Here is an 18820-nt window from a genome sequence, read left to right on the forward strand (position 1 = left end):
GAATTGAGGAGAGCCAAAAGATGGCAATCACAGCAGCAATGGTTAAAGAACTGCGCGACTCGACCGGCGCAGGCATGATGGACGCGAAAAAAGCGCTAACCGAGACCAGCGGCAATATGGACGAAGCCGTTGACTGGCTTCGCACCAAAGGTTTGGCCAAAGCGGCCAAGAAATCCGGCCGTACCGCAGCAGAAGGCCTGGTCGCCGTGCACGTTGACGGCGGCAATGGCGTCGCGGTCGAAGTGAACTCGGAAACCGACTTCGTTGCGAAGAACGCCGAGTTCCAGGAAATGGTTGGCAAGATCGCCTATGCAGCCGAAGGCGTCGAAAACGTCGAAGCTCTGCTGGCGGCTGATCTGGGCGGCAAGTCCGTTGCTGACACCCTGACCGACAAGATCGCCACCATCGGCGAGAACATGTCGGTGCGCCGTATGGCCAAGCTGTCGGGCGACACCGTTGTGTCCTACGTCCATAACGCAGCCACCAACGGCATGGGTAAAATCGGTGTTCTGGTTGCACTGTCGGGTGGTGACGAAACCATCGGTAAGCAGATTGCAATGCACATCGCAGCTGTGAACCCGGCCGCTCTGTCCGAGGCGGACATGGATCCGGCGGTTGTCGAGAAAGAAAAGCAGGTCCAGATGGACATCGCCCGCGAATCCGGCAAGCCGGAGCAGGTGATCGAAAAGATGATCGTTGGCCGCATGAAGAAATTCGTCGCCGAATCGACTCTGCTGAACCAGTCCTTCGTTGTGAACCCTGACCTGACCGTTGAAGCAGCGGCCAAAGAAGCAGGCGCAACCATCACCGGCTTTGTCCGTCTGGAGGTTGGCGAAGGCATCGTGGTCGAAAAGGAAGACTTTGCAGCGGAAGTCGCCAAAGCAGCTCAAGGCTAAAAAGTTCTGCGGCCCTGCTAAGGTCCGCAGAAACTAAAACAAACGCAACCGGTTACGCGCCGCGCGTAGCCGGTTTTTTTTCGTGTTTTTGCAATACGAAGATAACGAGTTTTGGAAGAGAGATTGAGGGGCCCCGCATGATGGGGATGGTCGAGGCCCCCCAAAATTTCCGACCCAGGTACGTGGACGAATAGACGCCCCTGAGACAGACCGATCGGAGAGCCCTGATATAGCAAAGATCCGATCAAATGTTCCCTGGCTAAAGCCACCACTCACGGAACAGTACTACTTTGCAATTTTCAGTGCGGATTTGGAAAGTAATGATTTCCTTACCTAAGGTAAACTGACGCCATTTTGCGTCAATATCGAAGCCGTCACACTTCCATGACGAACATCTGGTTTTGCAACGAAGCCTTGAGAACGGCCTGTGCTGTCGTTTCAACACACAGCGACTCTCGCGCCAGGCGAAGATGCTTTTCAACCGTGGCAGCTGTAAGCCCCATCAGCAGTGCGATGTCCTGCGTTGTCTTGCCATCGCCTACCCATTCCAAGGCTTCGCGCTGGCGTTTGGTCAAAGCTCTGTTTGGGGCGTTGTAGGGCAGGGTGAGGATTTTGAGGTGGGCCATATTGTTCATCAGCAATATGTCATCGCCATGCTCATCCCAGACGGCGTCTACCTCGTCTTGCGACATGTCCCCATAGTGGGCCATCGAAATGGCACCCTTCGAGCGTGCAGAGACCGATGTGAAGCTGATCGTGAAGCCAACAGTCGCACCTTTGGACTTGTTAAACTCGTAAACCTGCTGCTCCTGAGGCGTCATGGTCCCGCTGGACATTGCCTCTTGAATCATGCGCCAGCTCGCGGCGCCTTCGTTTTGCAACGCCCATTTCAGCATCGGGGCATGGAAATACAGGCCAGACCGCAGGAACCCGTCCAGGTATTCCTTGCAGTGATTGGTCAGGATAACAAAGTCCTCTGGATCGCCCAGCGAAGTTTCAGTCCTGTACTGCGTATACCCATACAGCAGCCGGTCAAAACCGTATTTGGCCATCTGCCGGCAGTGTGCATCCCATAGCTCTTCCAGCGTCTTGGCGTAGCTTAAAAAGTTGAGATACTCGTTGAGGTTCATCCCGCGTTCTCCTCTGCGAGATGCGTGGCCAGCGCATCCAATGCCATCACATAGCTTTGGGCCCCAAATCCACAAATCTGACCGACTGCAACCCGAGCGATATAAGATTTGTGGCGAAATTCTTCCCGGGCGTGGATGTTCGACAGGTGTACTTCTACAACTGGAACCTGCGCCGAGGAGATCGCATCCATCAAAGCAACCGACGTATGCGTGTAGGCACCAGCGTTAAGCACGATACCGTCCTGCGTTCCGCGGGCTTCATGGATCGCATCAATCAGCGCGCCCTCGTGGTTGGATTGGAAATGCGTGATGTGCTGCCCCAGAGATCCACCGTGGGCCTGGCACAGATCTTCGATCATTTTAAGGGTCGTACGACCGTATACCTCCGGTTGACGTGTCCCCAGAAGGTTCAGATTCGGACCATTCAAAACCAGGATGTTCTGCATTTCTCACTATCCCCATGTCCTATTTTCATAAACCTGATTACAAGTAGCGTCCAGCCACCTCTGCTCTTATGAGGCGAGCAATGATACCTTATGTTGTCCTGTTACTAGGGTCAGGGATGTAAAGTTAATCACATATCGTCAGTATTGATCACAACTTAGCCGAGTAGTTGGCCTTGAATTGAGGTTTGAAATCAGCGGGTGAAATTGGTTCCAGGCCTTCTTTGCCATCCGTCATGACGCAGAGTAACGCCCAAGCGTGCATCTCTCACTCTTGCTTAGCGACGCCAAAAGCGTTGGATTATTGCCACATGCTATCTAGGCCGCGGCCCCGGAACTACAGTGCGTAGAATCAGTACACGGAAATCCGGCTTGGCGAGGGGGGACAAAATGACACCAGAGACATTGTTTTCACTTCAGGGAAAGACTGCGCTGGTGACAGGTGGCGCAACCGGAATCGGCCGAATGGCAGCCGAGGCTCTGGTACGTGCAGGCGCGGATGTTCTGATAGCCTCCCGTAAGGGAGATGCCTGCAAAGAGGTCGCGGCCGAGTTGAACGCCCTTGATGCATCTGGTTCGGCCGAAGGGTTCTCTGGTGATATCGGAAGCGAGGCGGGCATTGATGCACTTGTGTCCGAGGTGAATAGTCGAACTCAAGCGCTTGATATTTTAGTGAACAATGCGGGTGTTACCTGGGGCGCGCAGCTGGGGCAATTCCCCTATGACGCGTGGGACAAAGTGATGTCGGTAAATGTTGCCGGCGTGTTCGACCTGACCCAAAAGCTGCTGCCTTTGATGACAAAAACGGCCTCCGGAGACGACCCTGCACGCGTGGTCAATGTTGCATCGGTTATGGGCGAGGCGCCCATGGGTGACGGGGCCTACAGCTACTCGGCCTCAAAGGCGGCCGTTATTCACCTGACGAAAATCATGGCCAAGGAGCTTGCGCCGCACAGGGTGACCGTCAATGCGATTGCCCCAGGGCCGTTTGTCTCAAGAATGACTGCGTTTGCAACTGAGGACCTGACCAAACGTGAAAAGGTTGGCAAGGCGGTTCCGCTCGGTCGGGTGGGAAGAGAGGACGACATTGGCGGGTGCGTGTTGTTCCTATGCGGGCGCGGCGGTAGCTATGTCACAGGCGCTGTCATACCTGTGTCTGGTGGGATCAACGTGCAAAGCGGCGGAAATATTTTCGCCGATGCTCTTTAGCCGGCGATACTTAGATTAGTTCAGATAGTCCCTGAGGTAGCCAATGGATATCAAGGAAAATGAATTGGATCTGAGCGCTGTAGACGCCTATCTTAAGGGAGAGATTGCTGGCTACAATGGCCCGCTTCAAGCTACCAAATTTCCCTTTGGCCAATCCAACCCGACATACCTGCTGCGCACGCCCGACAAAAGCTACGTGTTACGCCGGAAACCCTCCGGTGTTCTCTTGAAATCCGCCCACGCCGTCGATCGAGAGTTTCGGGTGCAAAAGGCACTGGCTGACAGCAAGGTTCCGGTACCCGCCGTGTACGTCCTGTGCGAAGACGATAGTGTCATTGGGTCAGCATTTTATGTGATGCAGCATTTGCAAGGGCGGATCTTTCCGGAACCCACAATGCGGGGCGAGGACAACAAGACGCGGGCAGGGGTTCTGGATGAGATGAACCGCGTCCTGGCTGAACTGCATAAAGTGGATATTAATACCGCCTACCTGTCCGACTTTGGCCCGCCCGGGAATTACTTTGAGCGCCAGATCACCCGGTGGACGAAACAGTACCGTGCATCAGAGACGACCAAGATTGCGGATATGGACGCCTTGATCTTGGCGTTGGAGACCGCAATCCCGGCTGATGACGGGCAGAGAACACTGGTACATGGCGACTTCCGCATCGACAACCTGATCTTCGAGCAAGACAGTACGCGCTGCATCGGCGTATTGGATTGGGAGCTGTCCACAATCGGTCATCCCTTTGCCGATCTGGGCGCCGTTATAATGCAATGGCAAATGCCGCCTGGAACAGAAGGGCGCGGTTTGTCTGGGATCGATCGCGGCAGTCTCGGCCTACCGACAGATCAGCAGTTTATTGCGGATTATTGCGCGCGTCGGGGGCTTGGTGGGATCGACAATTTTGGGTTCTACCTTGCTTTCAACTTCTTTCGGATGGCGGGTATTTTGCAAGGGGTCTACAAACGAGCGCTGGACGGCAATGCGTCCGACCCGGACCGGGCCCGTGCGTTCGGGTCTTATGTGCCTCTGTTTGCGGGGCAGGGCTTGAGTGCACTAAAGTCTTAATCGGACTGCGAGAGTTCCAGCTCCAGATTTCCCAGACTATTTTTGCCAAAGAACATTTCGGCACCCGCGAACATTGTGGGCACGCCAAAAACGCCATTTCGAACTGCCAGTTTGGTCTGGTCTTTCAGCTGTTGCTTGACGTTGCCATCACCCAGCGCTGTCCGAATTTTTCGTGCAGGCAGCCCGCCTTCCTGCACTACGTCCATTAGAACACTCAGGTCATCGATCTTTTGACCGTGCACCCAGATCGCATCAAAAACTGCATCTATATATTTGTTTTCCCAAGACTTACCCTGCGCGTACACCGCGCCACGCATTGCAAATTTGGTATTCGGAGGGAAATGCGGGTTCATGTGAAAATTGATGCCCCGACGACGAGCAAAACGGTGTAGGTCATGGGTGAGATAGGCGGTTTTCTGGCGATTTTCGGAAAAGGCCTCAAACGGGCTTTGGTTGTTTGTGGCCTTGAAGACTGTGCTCAGAAGTACCGGATGATAGCCCAGCACCATGTCTCGTCGTTTCGCCAGGTCTGGCAAGACCTTGTGGGCCAGATAGGCATTTGGACTGCAGAAGTCATACATAAAAACAATACGTTGCGTCATGTTTCTTCTCCTGTCAGGAAAGTACAGGGCCGAATCTAGTCATTCTTCAGTTTAGCAGCCCCTACGTGTCACCTCAGTGATTTCCGTGAAGCTCTGCGGTTTTCTGCTGTCGTTTCACAGGACGTCGCGGCAGTATCGGCGAAAGACATCAAAACGGAGCGAATATATGGGGTTTGATCCAACAGCACTGACACATATTCGCGATTGGATGCACCGTTATGTAGATCAACGGAAGTATGCGGGCAGTTCGCTGCTGGTGAAGCAAAAAGAGCAGGAGGCCTTCTTCCATAGCTGCGGTTTTCGAGACGTCGAGAACAACCTACCGTTTGAACGGGACACGCTTGTGCGGATCTATTCAATGACCAAGCCTGTCACGTCCGTCGCCCTTATGATGCTGGCCGAGCGTGGGTTACTTCATCTGGACGCCCCCGTCTCCGAATTTATTCCAGAGTTTCAAGATATGCAGGCGCTAATCCCTGGTGCGGATCGTCTGGACCAGACAGAAGACGCGCCAACGCCGACCCTGCATCAGTTGCTGACACACACCAGCGGCCTTAGCTATCCCTTTAACCCGGGCCTTTTGCCGCAAGAAATGGATGCGCGGGATCTAATTTTTTCGCCAAATCATGGCCCCTTGGTCGATCGAATTAAAGTTCTTTCCAAATTGCCTTTGGCGTTTCTGCCGGGAACACGCTGGGAATATTCGGTCGGTATCGACGTCATTGGCCGTGTAATCGAAGTAGTGTCCGGTCAGTCATTGAATCAGTTCTGTGCCGAGCGGATTTTCGAGCCGTTGAATATGCAGGAAACCGGATTTTCGGTGCCTCTGGGGGTAGGGAGCAGGTTTGCCTCACTCTATACACCGCTTGAAGGTGATGCGATGGCCTTGAACGCCGCCAGACAAGGTGGAGACACTTTGCGCTTGGTTGATGCGGCTGGGGAGTCTCCATTCGAAAATACCACCACCTTTTCCGGTGGCGGAGGTTTAGTGAGCACGATTGACGACTACAGTCGCTTTGCAGAGATGTTGCGGAACTTGGGTACTGGAAACGGCGTTCGGTTACTGGGGCCAAAAACTGTAAAATTCATGATGTGCAACCATTTACCCGGCGATATTGCCTCGATGGGGCCGCAGAGTTTTGCGGAACAGCCGATGCAAGGCACTGGGTTCGGGATCGGAGGTTCAGTGATATTGGAACCAGGCCGATTGGGCGCGCCGTGCTCAGTTGGTGACTTTGGGTGGGGCGGTATGGCCTCAACCTTTTTCTGGATCGATGTGGTCAACGACCTGACGGTCGTATTCTTTACCCAGCTTTCGCCGTCCAGTTCATACCCGTCGCGGGCAGAACTCAGGTCGCTTGTTCTCGGCGCGATGGTTGAATGACAGACGCTGTGTTGATACCCGAGACTTGCTGAAGACCGGAGACACCTTCATGACCGAAGCCGAACGCATTCTGTTGGACCTGCTGAACATAGAGCGGCTGGAGGTAGACCTGTTTCGCGGAACAGGATCTGGAGGCGAAACACCGACGCGGATTTTCGGAGGGCAAGTGGTCGCTCAGGCACTTGCCGCGGCCTATAGGACAGTTGAGGACCGCTTGTGTCATTCCCTGCATGCTTACTTCATACGCCCAGGAGATCCTGATATTCCTGTTATATATCAGGTTGATAGGGCGCGAGATGGAGGTTCGTTCACAACCCGGCGTGTGGTCGCCATCCAGCACGGGAAACAGATTCTGAACATGTCAGCTTCGTTTCACGTTCAAGATAACGGTTGGGACCACCAGCATCCGATGCCCGACGTTTCTGCCCCTGAGTTCCATCCGTCGCGAGACGAATTGCGGCAGAAATATCTGCCGCGCGTCCCAGATAAATTACGGTCGGAATTGCTGCGTGAGCGACCGATTGAAGTGCGCGAAATTGAACCTTTAGATGTGTTTACGCCAAAAAGGGCGGATGACCGCAACAGTCTTTGGTTTCGGATGGCAGCGGCAGATACCGCCGATACCGTCACTCAGCATCTGTTGTTGGCGTATGCCTCAGACATGAGTCTGTTGAGCTCTGGTATGCGGCCGCACGGCCTGAGTTGGTTTTCTGGTGAAATCAACGGAGCCAGCCTGGATCACGCCATTTGGTTCCATGCACCGGTCCAATTTCAGAACTGGCATCTTTATACGATGGAATCTCCATGGACCGGGAATGGCCGCAGCTTCAACCGCGGTTCGATTTACGCTCAAGATGGTTCTTTGGTTGCATCAGTTACACAGGAAGGTTTGTTACGTCCGTCGCGTTCGAATTAAAGTGTCGCGCTTAAGTTACTGACTGCATTGATGTTGCGGTCATTAAGAGCGTTGCGGTTAACCTGATTACCAATTAGGTTCTATTATTACCATAATACCAATTACACGCATAATGGATCCTCATGCTTGGTTTTGTACAAACCCGGCAAAATGGCGTATTGGGTCGAACACTGCAGTGGTTGAAACAAGCAGCATCCGACCAGAGTGTTGCCAAAGACATGCCTCTCGCCGAGTAGCACGGCTATTCTGCTTTGCACGATCAGCGTTGCCTAAATGCCCATTGCCAAATGCTGGGTCAATAAAACGCCTGTAACCCGGTTTGAGCCCGCCCCAGAATCAAGGCGTGCACATCATGCGTGCCCTCATAGGTGTTCACTGTCTCCAGGTTGATCATGTGCCGAACGACATGGAACTCCAGTGAAATTCCGTTGCCGCCATGCATGTCACGCGCCATCCGCGCGATCTCGAGCGCCTTACCGCAATTGTTGCGTTTGACGATCGAAATCATCTCTGGTGCAGCCTCTGCCCGATCCAACAGGCGACCAACACGCAGGCTGGCCTGCAACCCCAGCGCGATCTCTGTCTGCATGTCCGCCAGCTTTTTCTGATAGAGTTGAGTTTGAGCAAGCGGTCGATTGAACTGTTTGCGATCAAGACCATATTGACGCGCGGCATGCCAGCAACTCTCTGCGGCCCCCATGGTGCCCCAGCTGATGCCGTACCGCGCGCGGTTCAAACACCCGAACGGACCTTTGAGACCCTGAACATGGGGCAGCAACGCGTCCTCGCCCACCTCGACACCATCCAGAACGATCTCGCCGGTGATCGAGGCGCGCAGGCTCAGCTTGTTCTCGATCTTTGGCGCGCTCAGGCCTTTAGTACCCTTTTCCAGGACAAAACCCCGGATTTTTCCGTCATGTGCATTGGATTTGGCCCAGATGACGAACACATCGGCAATCGGAGAATTGGAGATCCACATCTTGCTGCCGGTCAGCCGGTAGCCGCCTTCAATCTTTTCAGCGCGTGTTTTCATTCCGGCAGGATCGGACCCTGCATCCGGTTCCGTCAGCCCGAAACAACCGATCCATACTCCGCTCGCCAGTTTCGGAAGGTATTTCTTCCGCTGTTCCACGCTTCCATAAGCATAGATCGGGTACATCACCAGCGAACTCTGAACCGACATCATTGAACGATAGCCGGAATCCACACGCTCGACCTCGCGCGCGACCAGGCCATAGGTGACATATCCGGCACCAATGCCGCCATATTCTTCGGGTATGGTGGTTCCCAGCAGGCCCATCTGACCCATTTCGCGGAAAATCTCGGGGTCGGTTTCCTCGTTCTGAAACGCTTGGGTGACACGCGGTTGCAGCTTTTCCTGAGCGTAGCTGCGTGCGCTCTCGGCGATCAAACGCTCGTCTTCTTCGAGCTGGTCTGACAAACGAAACGGATCGTCCCAGGCGAAGGCTCCCAAGTCAGGGGCATCCTTGGCTCGTAGAGTTGGTTTGACGTCGTGCACGGTCATGGCATTTCTCCCGCTGAGGCAGTTTTCCCCAACCTAATCTGAGTTTCTTGCAAAAAACAGCGAGACTTTTTCACAGTTTCATGACTAAAACGCATAGATGAGAACCCGACGGCCTGTTCTTCCACCGATTTCCGCCCTGCGAGCACTTGAAGCGCTCGATCGATTGGGTTCGGCGTCAGCTGTAGCTGATGAAATGGCTCTGACCCAAAGTGCTGTTAGTCGACAACTTCAGGCACTTGAGGCGCAATTGGGGGCGGAACTGGTTAGCAGAGACCGTAAGCGGTTGTCTCTGACGCAGGCCGGGCAGGATTATGTTCAGGAAATTCGACCCGCTCTATCTCAGATCGCACAGGCCGCGTTAAAGCTTCACGTTGCACCAGTCGGAGGGATGGTAAACCTTGCCATCTTGCCCACGTTCGGGATGCGCTGGTTGGTTCCCCGCCTGCCCGATTTTGCACGTCGTCACCCCGACATAACGATTAACATGACAACACGGCTGCGACCGTTCAGCTTTGCCGCAGAACCATTTGATGCTGCATTGCATTTTGGGGAACCCGACTGGCCCGGGACAGATCGTCTGCTGTTACAAGTTGAAAGGGTCATTCCCGTTTGTTCGCCCGACCTGCTGCCCCACGGCACACCGGCTTCGCCCGGGGAATTGCTGAAACTACCACTGCTGCATATTCAGACGCGCCCGCGCGCTTGGCAGGATTGGTTCAGGCAATTGGGTGTAGAACACCCAGAGCCCCTGCCCGGCACTGTTCACGACCAATTCACGACGATCAATCAGGCCGCTCTGCACGGGTTGGGTGTTGCCCTGTTGCCGAACTATCTAGTTGAACAGGACTTGGCTACGGGTCAGCTGATCGCCGCGTTTTCCGATAGCGTCGAAACGCTGGGTGCCTACTACCTTGTCTGGCCACGGGATAAATCCGAGGACACCACACTGCGACAGTTCCGGCACTGGCTCGCCTCGCAAGCGCAAAGCGAAGAGACCCTGCCCCGTTAACTCTCAGCCCAATGCATAACCGGCGCCGCGAACCGTGCGCACCGGGTCTTTACCGCCGTGCTGTGTCAGCGCCTTGCGCAATCGTCCGATATGTACGTCAACTGTGCGTGTGTCGACGTAAATGTCCCGGCCCCATACGCGGTCCAGCAGCTGCTCACGGCTCCAGACACGTCCGGGTTTTTCCATGAACGTGCTCAGCAGCCGGAATTCAGTTGGGCCGAGTTTCAGCGGCTTATTGTTGCGACTGACCTTGTGGGTCTCGGAATCCAGAATGATGTCGTCGAATTCCAGGCGAATACCAACAGTTGCTGGGCGCACGCGACGCAATTGGGTACGGACCCGCGCCATCAGTTCCACCACCGAATACGGCTTGACGACATAGTCATCAGCCCCGGTTTCCAGACCGCGGACCTTGTCGACTTCTTCGCTGCGGGCCGACAGCATGATGATCGGGATAGAACGTGTGTCGGGGCGGGTCTTCAGCCGGCGACACACCTCAATTCCACTGAGATTCGGCATCATCCAGTCAAGGACAATGATGTCCGGGCTGTCTTCATCCACCAGCAACAAGGCTTCGTCACCGTTGGCTGCCTTAGAAACGCGGAAGCCTTCCGCCTCAAGGTTGTAGGCAAGCACCTCGCGCTGCGCCAGTTCATCCTCGACAACCAGCACTGTCGGTTGATCAGCGGACATTGTCTTGCCTCCTAGGCAGTTTGCGAGGTGGTATCGGCTTTGGGGCGGGATTCGGTCGGACGTTCACCCGTGACGAGATAGACGACCTGTTCGGCGATAGCAGTCACGTGATCGCCCATACGTTCGATGTTCTTGGCAATGAAGTGCAGATGCATACACGATGAGATATTGCGCGGGTCCTCGGCCATGAAGGTCAGGAACTCTCGAAACAGCCCGTTATACATCTGGTCCACTTCTTCGTCGCGCTCAATCACGTCCGCAGCAAGTTCGGCGTCACGCTGAATGTACGCATCCAGAGCATCGCGAAGCATCACCTCGACTTCGCGCGCCATACGGCGCAACGCGGCGGCACTGCCATTGATCTCGCCCGCATTGACCAAAACGGTCGTCCGCTTGGCAATGTTCTTAGAGTAGTCGCCAATACGTTCGAGGTTGGCGGAAACTTTCAGCACCGACAGCACCAGCCGCAGGTCGCCGGCAGTAGGAGCTCGCAACGCAATCAGGCGTGCAGTTTCCTCGTTGATGACATCTTCCAGCGCGTCGATGGCTTTGTCGCCCTGACGCACTTGCTGGGCCAGTTCTTCATCTCGTGCTTCAAGCGATCGCGCGGCGCCCATGATGGCAGCCTCGACCAGACCACCCATTTTCATGATATGGGCCTGAATTGCTTCGAGGTCGCGGTCGAATGCGGATGCTATATGTTGTTCGGTCATGTTTGAATACCTGTGCTCAGCCGATCCGGCCTGTAATGTAGCTTTCCGTACGGGGATCTTCGGGGATGGTGAAGATCTGGCCGGTTTCACCGAATTCGACCAGATTGCCCAAATGGAAAAACGCCGTCTTCTGGCTGACGCGCGCCGCCTGCTGCATCGAGTGGGTCACGATCACGACCGAATACCGCTCGCGCAGTTCATCAATCAATTCTTCGACCTGCGCGGTTGCAATCGGGTCCAGCGCTGAACATGGCTCATCCATCAGCAGAACTTCCGGGGCCGTAGCCACAGCGCGCGCAATGCACAGGCGCTGTTGCTGACCACCAGAAAGGCCGGTTCCGGGGGCATCCAGACGGTCTTTTACTTCGTCCCAGATCGCGCCGCGACGCAGGGATTTTTCAACGATCTCATCCAGTTCCGCCTTGTTCTTGGCCAGACCGTGAATGCGCGGGCCATAGGCCACATTGTCATAGATCGATTTGGGGAACGGGTTGGGTTTCTGGAACACCATACCCACCTTGGCGCGCAGTTGAACCGGGTCTACACGCTTGTCGTAGATATCCTCGCCATCCAGCAAGATATCGCCCTTCACCCGGCAAATATCGATCGTGTCATTCATTCGGTTCAGACAACGTAGGAAGGTCGACTTACCGCAGCCCGACGGGCCGATAAAGGCGGTCACGGTCTTGTCTTCGATCTGAACATCTACGTCTTTGATGGCGTGCGTGTCACCGTAGTAAACCTGAACATTGTTCGCGGCGATCTTGATGGCTTTGGAGTCCACGGTTCTCTCCACTCGTGTCATATCATTCATAATAGCCTCCGTTTACCAGCGGCGTTCAAAGCGGCGGCGCAGGAGTACCGCAATGGTGTTCATTGTGACGAGGAAGATCAACAGGATGATGATGCCCCCCCATGCGCGTTCGTAAAAGGCCGGGTCGGCACGTTTGGACCATTCGTAGATCTGTGCCGGCATGGCAGAGTTTGGCGACAGGAAGCCAGCCACGATGCCGTCGGGCGGGTTCGAGGCGATAAAGCCCACCATCCCGATCAGTAGCAACGGCGCAGTTTCGCCCAGAGCCTGAGCCAGACCAATGATGGTCCCGGTCAGAATTCCAGGTGCGGCCAGCGGCAGAACGTGGTGGAACACCGCCTGCATCTTTGAGGCCCCTACCCCCAACGCCGCGTCACGGATCGACGGAGGCACCGCTTTCAGCGACGCGCGGGTCGAAATGATGATCGTCGGCAAAGTCATCAGTGTCAGCACCAAGCCACCGACCAGTGGGGCTGACGTCGGCAGGTGCATATAGTTGATGAACACGGCCAGACCCAGAATACCGAAAACAATGGACGGGACAGCAGCCAGGTTCGAGATGTTCACCTCGATGATATCAGTCAGTCGGTTTTGTGGGGCGAATTCTTCCAGATAAATCGAAGCGGCAACGCCGATCGGCAGCGCCAAAACCAACACAACCAGCATCATGAACAGCGAGCCCAGCATCGACACGCCGATCCCGGCGGCCTCGGGTCTCTGGTCGGACGCATCAGCGCCCAGGATGAAGTCCGGGTTGAAAGCTTTGTAAAGAACCCCAGCCTCGATTAACTGATCGACGAAGTCCAGTTGCTCGACCGAGATGCTTTTGTCGTTAGCGATCGACTCGCGGGTAACGCGCTCTTTGACGTAACCGTCCACGCGGCTGTTGACCAAAAAGCGAAAGCTGACCGTTTGGCCGATCTCTTCAGGGTGGGCGATCACGTAGTTGCGCAGCTTTGCCATCGCAGCCTTGGACAGAATACCGCCCATCTGTTTGGCAGTCAGCTCTGTTTGAATGCCCAGTTTCTGAACTTCTTCTTCAAGCGCTGCCGATACCAAAGGAGCATAACCGAAGGTCGAAACCTTCTTGATGTCGTCGATATTGCGCTCGCCCTTCTTGTCCAGCTTGTCTTCGCGCAGGTTCACGTCCAACTCAAGGTAGGTCTGTTGGAACGCCCCTACCCCAGCGGTCACGATGTTGGTGACCAGCACGATCAGCATCAGCAAGCCAACGCCAATGGCTGCGATCCCGTACATCTTGAAACGGCTTTCCGCCGCGTTTCGCCGCTTGGTACGCGTGTCTTTTTCAAACAGCGATCCGCTTTTGGGTTTTGCAGTCGGAGAAGCGTCTGGTGTTTGGGACATATCGGTCATTCGTACTGCTCCCGGTATTTGCGTACGATGTAGAGGGCAAAGATATTCAGCCCCAGTGTAATGACGAACAGAGTCAGACCCAGCGCAAAGGCCACCAGGGTTTCAGGGCTGGCAAAATCAGTATCTCCGGTCAGCTGGCTGACGATACGTGTGGTAATTGTGGTCATCGCCTCGAATGGGTTGCCTGAAAACTTGGCGATGGCTCCTGCCGCCATCACAACGATCATGGTCTCGCCGATGGCCCGGCTGGCGGCCAGCAGAACCGCGCCCACGATGCCCGGCAGAGCTGCTGGTAGGATCACACTACGTACCGTTTCTGAATGCGTCGCGCCCAGACCAAGCGAACCGTCGCGCATCGATTGCGGCACGGCGTTGATGATGTCGTCAGACAGCGAAGAAACGAACGGGATCAACATAATGCCCATCACCAGGCCGGCGGTCAGTACAGCGTTGGAACTGGCCATCCAGCCAACCCCAAGAACGCCACCATTGCCGAACATGGACACCAACGCGGGGCCGACGGTCAGCAATGCAAACAGACCGTAAACAATCGTGGGAATACCCGCCAATATCTCTAGCAGCGGCTTAGCCACCGCGCGGGTCGCCCCTGAAGCATACTCGGACAGGTAGATCGCGGCGAACAGGCCGATCGGAACGGCAACCAGAAGCGCAATCACTGAAATATAAAGCGTTCCCCATAGCAGCGGCAGGATCGACAACTCACTGCCTCCGCGGAAATTCGGTGCCCAGGTGCTGCCAAAGAAGAAGTCCTTCCACGAGTGCAGTTGGAAGAAATTCATGGTTTCGAACAGCATCGACAGGACGATTCCGACAGTTGTCAGGATGGCGATAGACGCAGCAAACAAAAGAAGTGCAAGAACACCCTGTTCAACCACATTGCGCGCGCGGAATTCCTTGTGTGTGCGAATATAGGCGAAGGCGGCTCCAACCAGCGCTAGCAGTAGCACCGATATCTGCATCGCGACCGTGCCAGCTGCATTCATGACGCGGTATTTCTGGGCCGCAAGCAAGACGGGTTTGGTAATATCTTGCGTCAGAACTTGTCCGGCAGCTTTGAGTTTTTCTGTGAGCTCTTCGACATCTGCGTTCCCATCGCGCGAATCGCCCTCTGTCATAGCGCCCGATTTAACTGCGCCGTCCAAACCATTGGCAACTCGGCGAACCTCGCTCATGACTAGGCCACGATTGGAGCCTTCCGTGATGACTTCGTCTGGAATCAGATTGGACGCTGCACTATTCACGATCATCGGCTGAACCAGCAACCACACAATCAACACGCACAAGGCGGGAACCAGCGCGCTCAAAGCGACGTTGTAGCCATAATAGGAAGGCAGAGAGTGCAATTCGCGGATCTCTCCACCTGCACTTGTCAATGCTCGGGAGCGGCCCATGAAATAGCCAATGACAGCCAGAGCAAGCAGGATCAGCAGCAGCCAGGATAAAGCCATGTAAACTCCGTAGGGATGGCGATGTAGGAGTCAAAAGGAACCGGGGCGAAAAAACGCCCCGGCCCCAAGAGCATTCGGGTTAGGAGCCGCCACCCAGCGTGGCTTCGTTGGCTACAGCCTCCTGAACCTTGACCAGTTCCGGATCAGAGACCAGACCATATTCCGCCAGCGGGCCGTCAGGACCAGCGATCTCATCGGCTACAAAGAACTCGGCATATTCTTTCAGGCCGGGGATCACGCCAATGTGGGCTTTCTTCACGTAGAAGAACAGCGGGCGCGAAACGGGGTACTCACCGGTGGCAATCGATTCTGTCGACGGAACAACGTCCGACATGGTTGCTACCTGCAGCTTGTCGGTGTTGTTCTCGTAGAACGCCAGACCGAAGACGCCGATGCCGTCTTTGTTGCTGTCGATACGGGCCAGAGTCTCGGTGTAGTCGCCGTCGATGTCGACCGAAACGCCGTCGGTACGCAGAGCGATACAGGCTTTTTCAGCGGCTTTCTTGTCGTCGCCGTTGGCAGCTTTGTAGACGTCGAAGTCGCCCAGATGCTCACAACCGGCCAGAATTACTTTGTCTTCGAACACTTCACGGGTGCCGTGCTTGGTGCCCGGGATGAAGGCTGCGATCGGCTGCGCCGGGAAGTCCGGGTTCACATCGGCCCAGGTTTTGTATGGGTTATCGACCAACGCGCCATCAACAACGACCTGAGCGGACAGGGCTTTGTACCAGTCTTCTGGTGTAAATTCGAACGAGTTGCCGTTGATGTCGCTGGCAAACACGATGCCGTCATAACCGATCTGAACTTCGATGATATCGGTCACGCCTGCTTCGGCACAGGCCTTGATCTCTTTTTCGCGGATTTGACGCGATGCGTTGGCAATGTCGATGGTGTTTTCACCAACACCTTCGCAGAACCGCTTCAGGCCTGCCGAGGAACCACCCGATTCAACAACCGGCGTCGGAAAGTCAAAGTTCTCACCGAAGGCTTCGGCGACGATCGAGGCGTAGGGCAGTACAGTAGACGAACCAGCAACCTGAACCTGATCACGAGCAGCAGCAGTAGTAGCCGAGACGGCCGCGATGGCCAGTGCAGAAGCCGACAGTTTTACAAAGGACATTACAGTCTCCTTGAGAAAGATATAAATTGATCATCCCCATGATGATCTTGTCGGCACCCCTAAGCGCCGTGCGTAAGCCTTTTGTGACACATACGTAACAGTTTTATGACAACTCACGATTTTCTTAGGCTTTCTTAACTTGACGAAGGGTGAATTTGTCATGTTTTCGTCGCACGTCAGTTCAGGCTCGCCGCCTCATCAGCGTGGCAAAATCACTGTAAAGACGGAGCCTTTTCCCAGATCGCTTTCAACGCGCAGCCGGCCCCGGTGGCGATTGACGATGTGCTTAACGATCGCCAGTCCTAACCCGGTTCCACCCAGTTCACGAGACCTGTGGCTATCTGCCCGATAGAATCGCTCGGTCAGCCTGGGCAGATGAATGGCATCAATACCCGGTCCTTTATCTACAATCTCAACCCGCACAGCAGGTCCTCGCATCGCTGTGTCGCGTTCTGAAGGCCGAACATTAATCGTCACACTCTCGCCGCTGCCACCGTACTTGATCGCGTTCTCGATCAGATTGGTGAAGACCTGTCGCAACTGATCGCTGTCGCCCGTCAGCATGACCGGTTCGGGTGGCGCATTCAGTGTCATCGTTACCGGGGCATCATCGGCCAACGGCCGCAGGGAATTCAGAATGGATTGCAATAGTCCGGTCAGGTCGAGTTGTTCCTTGGGGCGAACACGCTCTTCGCTTTCGACCCTGTTCAGTGACAACAGATCCCCAACCAGCCGATTCATCCGGTTGGCTTCGTCCGTCATGATTTGCAGGAATCGTTCTCGGGCACTGGCGTCGTTGCGGGCCGGGCCGCGCAGGGTTTCGATGAACCCCATTAACGCAGTCAGAGGGGTTCGCAACTCGTGGCTGACATTGGCTACGAAGTCGCGGCGCATCTGGCTGGCTTGCTCCAGATGAGTGACATCCTGAAACACCACCAGAACCGCCCCACCCGATACCGCGCCGACACCATTCATGTACCGGCATTCCACCTGAAACGTCGTATCCTGCGCACCGTCATTGGATAGATGGCGCGTTTTTGCGGGGCCTTTGGTTCGTAGACTCTGCTCCATGGCTTCGATCACCTGCGGCTGACGCAGGATCGTTGCATAGTGACGCCCCTCGATATTCTGGCCCAGAAGCGTTTTTGCTTCCGTATTGGCTGCAATGATCCGTTCTGTCTGATCCACCATCAGAGCAGGCATCGGTACAGCCGAAACAAATTCGCCAATCAGCTCGTGGGACATATCGGGGCCTATCCGGCGTTGATTGCCTTATGAAACCGGTTTGAGAGTGTCGCGAAACTTGCGCATGTTTTCCTGATAATGCAGCGCGCTTAGCGTGAGTTTTTGCGCGGCAGCCTCGTCCAGTTGACGAACCACCTTACCCGGAGACCCCATAACCAGCGAGTTATCGGGGATTTCCTTTCCTTCGGTGATCAAGGCCCCTGCTCCGATGAGGCAGTTTCGACCGATCCTTGCGCCATTCAGAACGATAGCGCCCATTCCGATCAAACTGTTGTCGCCGATGGTGCAGCCATGCAGCATAACTTTGTGCCCGATTGTACAGTTCTGGCCAATGGTCAGTGGATACCCGGCATCAATATGCATGACACAGTTTTCCTGAACATTGCTGCCCGCCCCCACGCGAATTTCCTCGTGGTCAGCGCGAATAGTGCAACCAAACCAGACCGAGGCGCCCTGCTCTAACACCACCTTACCAATCAGGTTGGCATCCGGTGCAACCCATGTGTCTTCATGAATGAGAGGCACGTGTTCGCCCAAGGCAAATACAGTCATGACAACCCCTCGAATTCAGTCTGCAGAGTGCGGATGTGGTGCTGCAGGCGCGGCTGTTGAATGCGCCGCATACGTTCGGCGCTGACAATCGTTTTCAGCTTTTCCTCGGTGGTATCCAGATCATCGTTGATCAGGACATAATCGTAATACCCCCAGTGGCTGATCTCGTCCCAGCTTTTAAGCATCCGCTTTGCGATGACATCCGCACTATCCTGCCCACGGGTTTCCAACCGGCGGCGCAATTCCGGGATCGACGGCGGTAGGATGAAGATCGACAAAGCATGCTTACCCAGATCTGAATTGCGAATCTGAACTTCGCCTTGCCAGTCCACATCGAACAGAACATCCCGACCCTGGTTGATTGAATCACGCACCGGGTCCGCAGGAGACCCGTAAAAATTACCAAACACGTGCGCGTGTTCCAGCATCTGGCCATCAGCCACTTGTTGCCTGAAGGCGTCCTCGGACAGAAAGTAATACTCGCGCCCATGCTCTTCGCCCGGTCGCGGGGCACGGGTCGTGGCCGAGATCGAGAATTCCAGCTCACTGTCCCACTGCATCAGCCGTCGGGCCAGAGTGGATTTGCCCGCGCCCGAGGGGGAGGACAAGATGATTAAGAGACCTCGGCGATCCGCCATGTTTCTGGTTCCCGTC

Annotated in this window: 19 protein-coding genes; 6 read left to right on the top strand and 13 right to left on the bottom strand. The window is 55.2% G+C overall.

The annotated features are described in order from the left end of the window. Positions 1–20: 20 nt before the first annotated feature. Positions 21–896: a translation elongation factor Ts gene (tsf, locus tag AC2TDA_RS11505; protein WP_480879335.1), complete on the top strand. Its 876-nt coding sequence runs from the start codon at positions 21–23 to the stop codon at positions 894–896. 374 nt (positions 897–1270) lie between these two features. On the opposite strand, the gene AC2TDA_RS11510 is transcribed toward tsf, so the two are convergent. Further along, positions 1271–2026 carry a helix-turn-helix transcriptional regulator gene (locus tag AC2TDA_RS11510; RefSeq protein WP_480847887.1) on the bottom strand — a complete coding sequence of 252 codons (756 nt, stop codon included), beginning with the start codon at positions 2024–2026 and terminating at the stop codon, positions 1271–1273. After that, positions 2023–2472, bottom strand: a complete 450-nt coding sequence (aroQ, locus tag AC2TDA_RS11515) for a type II 3-dehydroquinate dehydratase (RefSeq protein ID WP_480847888.1) — start codon at positions 2470–2472, stop codon at positions 2023–2025. The genes AC2TDA_RS11510 and aroQ overlap by 4 nt, the downstream gene beginning before the upstream one ends. Before the next feature lie 387 nt (positions 2473–2859). Here aroQ and AC2TDA_RS11520 point away from each other — a divergent pair, with 387 nt between their 5' ends. After that, entirely contained in the window at positions 2860–3678 is an 819-nt protein-coding gene (locus tag AC2TDA_RS11520; protein WP_480879336.1) for an SDR family NAD(P)-dependent oxidoreductase, read from the top strand. A gap of 43 nt (positions 3679–3721) precedes the next feature. Continuing rightward, complete coding sequence (locus AC2TDA_RS11525; protein WP_480879337.1) at positions 3722–4750, top strand: phosphotransferase family protein; 1029 nt, start codon at positions 3722–3724, stop codon at positions 4748–4750. Here AC2TDA_RS11525 and AC2TDA_RS11530 read toward each other — a convergent pair. Next, the gene (locus AC2TDA_RS11530) at positions 4747–5352 is read right to left on the bottom strand and encodes a DsbA family protein (RefSeq protein ID WP_480879338.1); all 606 of its coding nucleotides are present in this window, start codon (positions 5350–5352) and stop codon (positions 4747–4749) included. The genes AC2TDA_RS11525 and AC2TDA_RS11530 overlap by 4 nt on opposite strands. Positions 5353–5518: 166 nt before the next feature. On the opposite strand from AC2TDA_RS11530, the gene AC2TDA_RS11535 reads away from it, so the two are divergent. Then, the gene (locus tag AC2TDA_RS11535) at positions 5519–6736 is read left to right on the top strand and encodes a serine hydrolase domain-containing protein (protein WP_480879339.1); all 1218 of its coding nucleotides are present in this window, start codon (positions 5519–5521) and stop codon (positions 6734–6736) included. A 49-nt stretch (positions 6737–6785) separates the two neighbouring features. Continuing rightward, positions 6786–7652 carry an acyl-CoA thioesterase gene (locus tag AC2TDA_RS11540; protein ID WP_480879340.1) on the top strand — a complete coding sequence of 289 codons (867 nt, stop codon included), beginning with the start codon at positions 6786–6788 and terminating at the stop codon, positions 7650–7652. A gap of 295 nt (positions 7653–7947) precedes the next feature. On the opposite strand, the gene AC2TDA_RS11545 is transcribed toward AC2TDA_RS11540, so the two are convergent. Then, positions 7948–9177: an acyl-CoA dehydrogenase gene (locus tag AC2TDA_RS11545; protein WP_480879341.1), complete on the bottom strand. Its 1230-nt coding sequence runs from the start codon at positions 9175–9177 to the stop codon at positions 7948–7950. Between the two features lie 97 nt (positions 9178–9274). Between AC2TDA_RS11545 and AC2TDA_RS11550 the strand changes: the two genes are divergently transcribed. After that, positions 9275–10186 (top strand): LysR family transcriptional regulator, encoded by a 912-nt coding sequence (locus AC2TDA_RS11550; protein ID WP_480879342.1) that lies wholly within the window; start codon positions 9275–9277, stop codon positions 10184–10186. 3 nt (positions 10187–10189) lie between these two features. Here the strand turns inward: AC2TDA_RS11550 and phoB are convergent, their stop codons facing one another. The 9 genes from phoB to gmk all read right to left on the bottom strand — a co-directional run bounded on the left by phoB (position 10190) and on the right by gmk (position 18804). Continuing rightward, entirely contained in the window at positions 10190–10879 is a 690-nt protein-coding gene (gene phoB / locus AC2TDA_RS11555; protein ID WP_480847896.1) for a phosphate regulon transcriptional regulator PhoB, read from the bottom strand. 11 nt (positions 10880–10890) lie between these two features. Beyond that, positions 10891–11592, bottom strand: coding sequence for a phosphate signaling complex protein PhoU (phoU, locus tag AC2TDA_RS11560; RefSeq protein WP_480847897.1), 702 nt, complete (start codon positions 11590–11592; stop codon positions 10891–10893). A 16-nt stretch (positions 11593–11608) separates the two neighbouring features. Next, positions 11609–12406, bottom strand: coding sequence for a phosphate ABC transporter ATP-binding protein PstB (gene pstB, locus AC2TDA_RS11565; protein WP_480879343.1), 798 nt, complete (start codon positions 12404–12406; stop codon positions 11609–11611). A gap of 12 nt (positions 12407–12418) precedes the next feature. After that, positions 12419–13780 (bottom strand): phosphate ABC transporter permease PstA, encoded by a 1362-nt coding sequence (pstA, locus tag AC2TDA_RS11570; RefSeq protein WP_480879344.1) that lies wholly within the window; start codon positions 13778–13780, stop codon positions 12419–12421. Beyond that, positions 13777–15249 carry a phosphate ABC transporter permease subunit PstC gene (gene pstC, locus AC2TDA_RS11575; RefSeq protein ID WP_480879345.1) on the bottom strand — a complete coding sequence of 491 codons (1473 nt, stop codon included), beginning with the start codon at positions 15247–15249 and terminating at the stop codon, positions 13777–13779. Before pstC ends, pstA begins: the two co-directional genes overlap by 4 nt. A gap of 79 nt (positions 15250–15328) precedes the next feature. Continuing rightward, entirely contained in the window at positions 15329–16369 is a 1041-nt protein-coding gene (locus AC2TDA_RS11580) for a substrate-binding domain-containing protein (protein ID WP_480847901.1), read from the bottom strand. Between the two features lie 198 nt (positions 16370–16567). Further along, positions 16568–17614, bottom strand: a complete 1047-nt coding sequence (locus AC2TDA_RS11585; RefSeq protein ID WP_480879346.1) for an ATP-binding protein — start codon at positions 17612–17614, stop codon at positions 16568–16570. Between the two features lie 27 nt (positions 17615–17641). Continuing rightward, the gene (locus AC2TDA_RS11590; RefSeq protein WP_480847903.1) at positions 17642–18166 is read right to left on the bottom strand and encodes a gamma carbonic anhydrase family protein; all 525 of its coding nucleotides are present in this window, start codon (positions 18164–18166) and stop codon (positions 17642–17644) included. After that, positions 18163–18804, bottom strand: coding sequence for a guanylate kinase (gmk, locus tag AC2TDA_RS11595; protein ID WP_480847904.1), 642 nt, complete (start codon positions 18802–18804; stop codon positions 18163–18165). Before gmk ends, AC2TDA_RS11590 begins: the two co-directional genes overlap by 4 nt. Positions 18805–18820: the final 16 nt, after the last annotated feature.

It is taken from the genome of Ruegeria sp. HKCCD6426 (genome assembly GCF_057221115.1).

Excerpts from the sequence above, each read along its gene's own strand:
- pstB (WP_480879343.1), bottom strand. The coding sequence starts at position 12,406 with ATGAATGATATGACACGAGTGGAGAGAACCGTGGACTCCAAAGCCATC.
- AC2TDA_RS11585 (WP_480879346.1), bottom strand. The coding sequence starts at position 17,614 with ATGTCCCACGAGCTGATTGGCGAATTTGTTTCGGCTGTACCGATGCCT.
- gmk (WP_480847904.1), bottom strand. The coding sequence starts at position 18,804 with ATGGCGGATCGCCGAGGTCTCTTAATCATCTTGTCCTCCCCCTCGGGC.
- AC2TDA_RS11530 (WP_480879338.1), bottom strand. The coding sequence starts at position 5,352 with ATGACGCAACGTATTGTTTTTATGTATGACTTCTGCAGTCCAAATGCC.
- AC2TDA_RS11545 (WP_480879341.1), bottom strand. The coding sequence starts at position 9,177 with ATGACCGTGCACGACGTCAAACCAACTCTACGAGCCAAGGATGCCCCT.
- AC2TDA_RS11550 (WP_480879342.1), top strand. The coding sequence starts at position 9,275 with ATGAGAACCCGACGGCCTGTTCTTCCACCGATTTCCGCCCTGCGAGCA.
- AC2TDA_RS11520 (WP_480879336.1), top strand. The coding sequence starts at position 2,860 with ATGACACCAGAGACATTGTTTTCACTTCAGGGAAAGACTGCGCTGGTG.
- AC2TDA_RS11510 (WP_480847887.1), bottom strand. The coding sequence starts at position 2,026 with ATGAACCTCAACGAGTATCTCAACTTTTTAAGCTACGCCAAGACGCTG.
- AC2TDA_RS11580 (WP_480847901.1), bottom strand. The coding sequence starts at position 16,369 with ATGTCCTTTGTAAAACTGTCGGCTTCTGCACTGGCCATCGCGGCCGTC.
- pstC (WP_480879345.1), bottom strand. The coding sequence starts at position 15,249 with ATGGCTTTATCCTGGCTGCTGCTGATCCTGCTTGCTCTGGCTGTCATT.
- phoU (WP_480847897.1), bottom strand. The coding sequence starts at position 11,592 with ATGACCGAACAACATATAGCATCCGCATTCGACCGCGACCTCGAAGCA.
- tsf (WP_480879335.1), top strand. The coding sequence starts at position 21 with ATGGCAATCACAGCAGCAATGGTTAAAGAACTGCGCGACTCGACCGGC.
- aroQ (WP_480847888.1), bottom strand. The coding sequence starts at position 2,472 with ATGCAGAACATCCTGGTTTTGAATGGTCCGAATCTGAACCTTCTGGGG.
- AC2TDA_RS11535 (WP_480879339.1), top strand. The coding sequence starts at position 5,519 with ATGGGGTTTGATCCAACAGCACTGACACATATTCGCGATTGGATGCAC.
- AC2TDA_RS11525 (WP_480879337.1), top strand. The coding sequence starts at position 3,722 with ATGGATATCAAGGAAAATGAATTGGATCTGAGCGCTGTAGACGCCTAT.
- AC2TDA_RS11590 (WP_480847903.1), bottom strand. The coding sequence starts at position 18,166 with ATGACTGTATTTGCCTTGGGCGAACACGTGCCTCTCATTCATGAAGAC.
- pstA (WP_480879344.1), bottom strand. The coding sequence starts at position 13,780 with ATGACCGATATGTCCCAAACACCAGACGCTTCTCCGACTGCAAAACCC.
- AC2TDA_RS11540 (WP_480879340.1), top strand. The coding sequence starts at position 6,786 with ATGACCGAAGCCGAACGCATTCTGTTGGACCTGCTGAACATAGAGCGG.
- phoB (WP_480847896.1), bottom strand. The coding sequence starts at position 10,879 with ATGTCCGCTGATCAACCGACAGTGCTGGTTGTCGAGGATGAACTGGCG.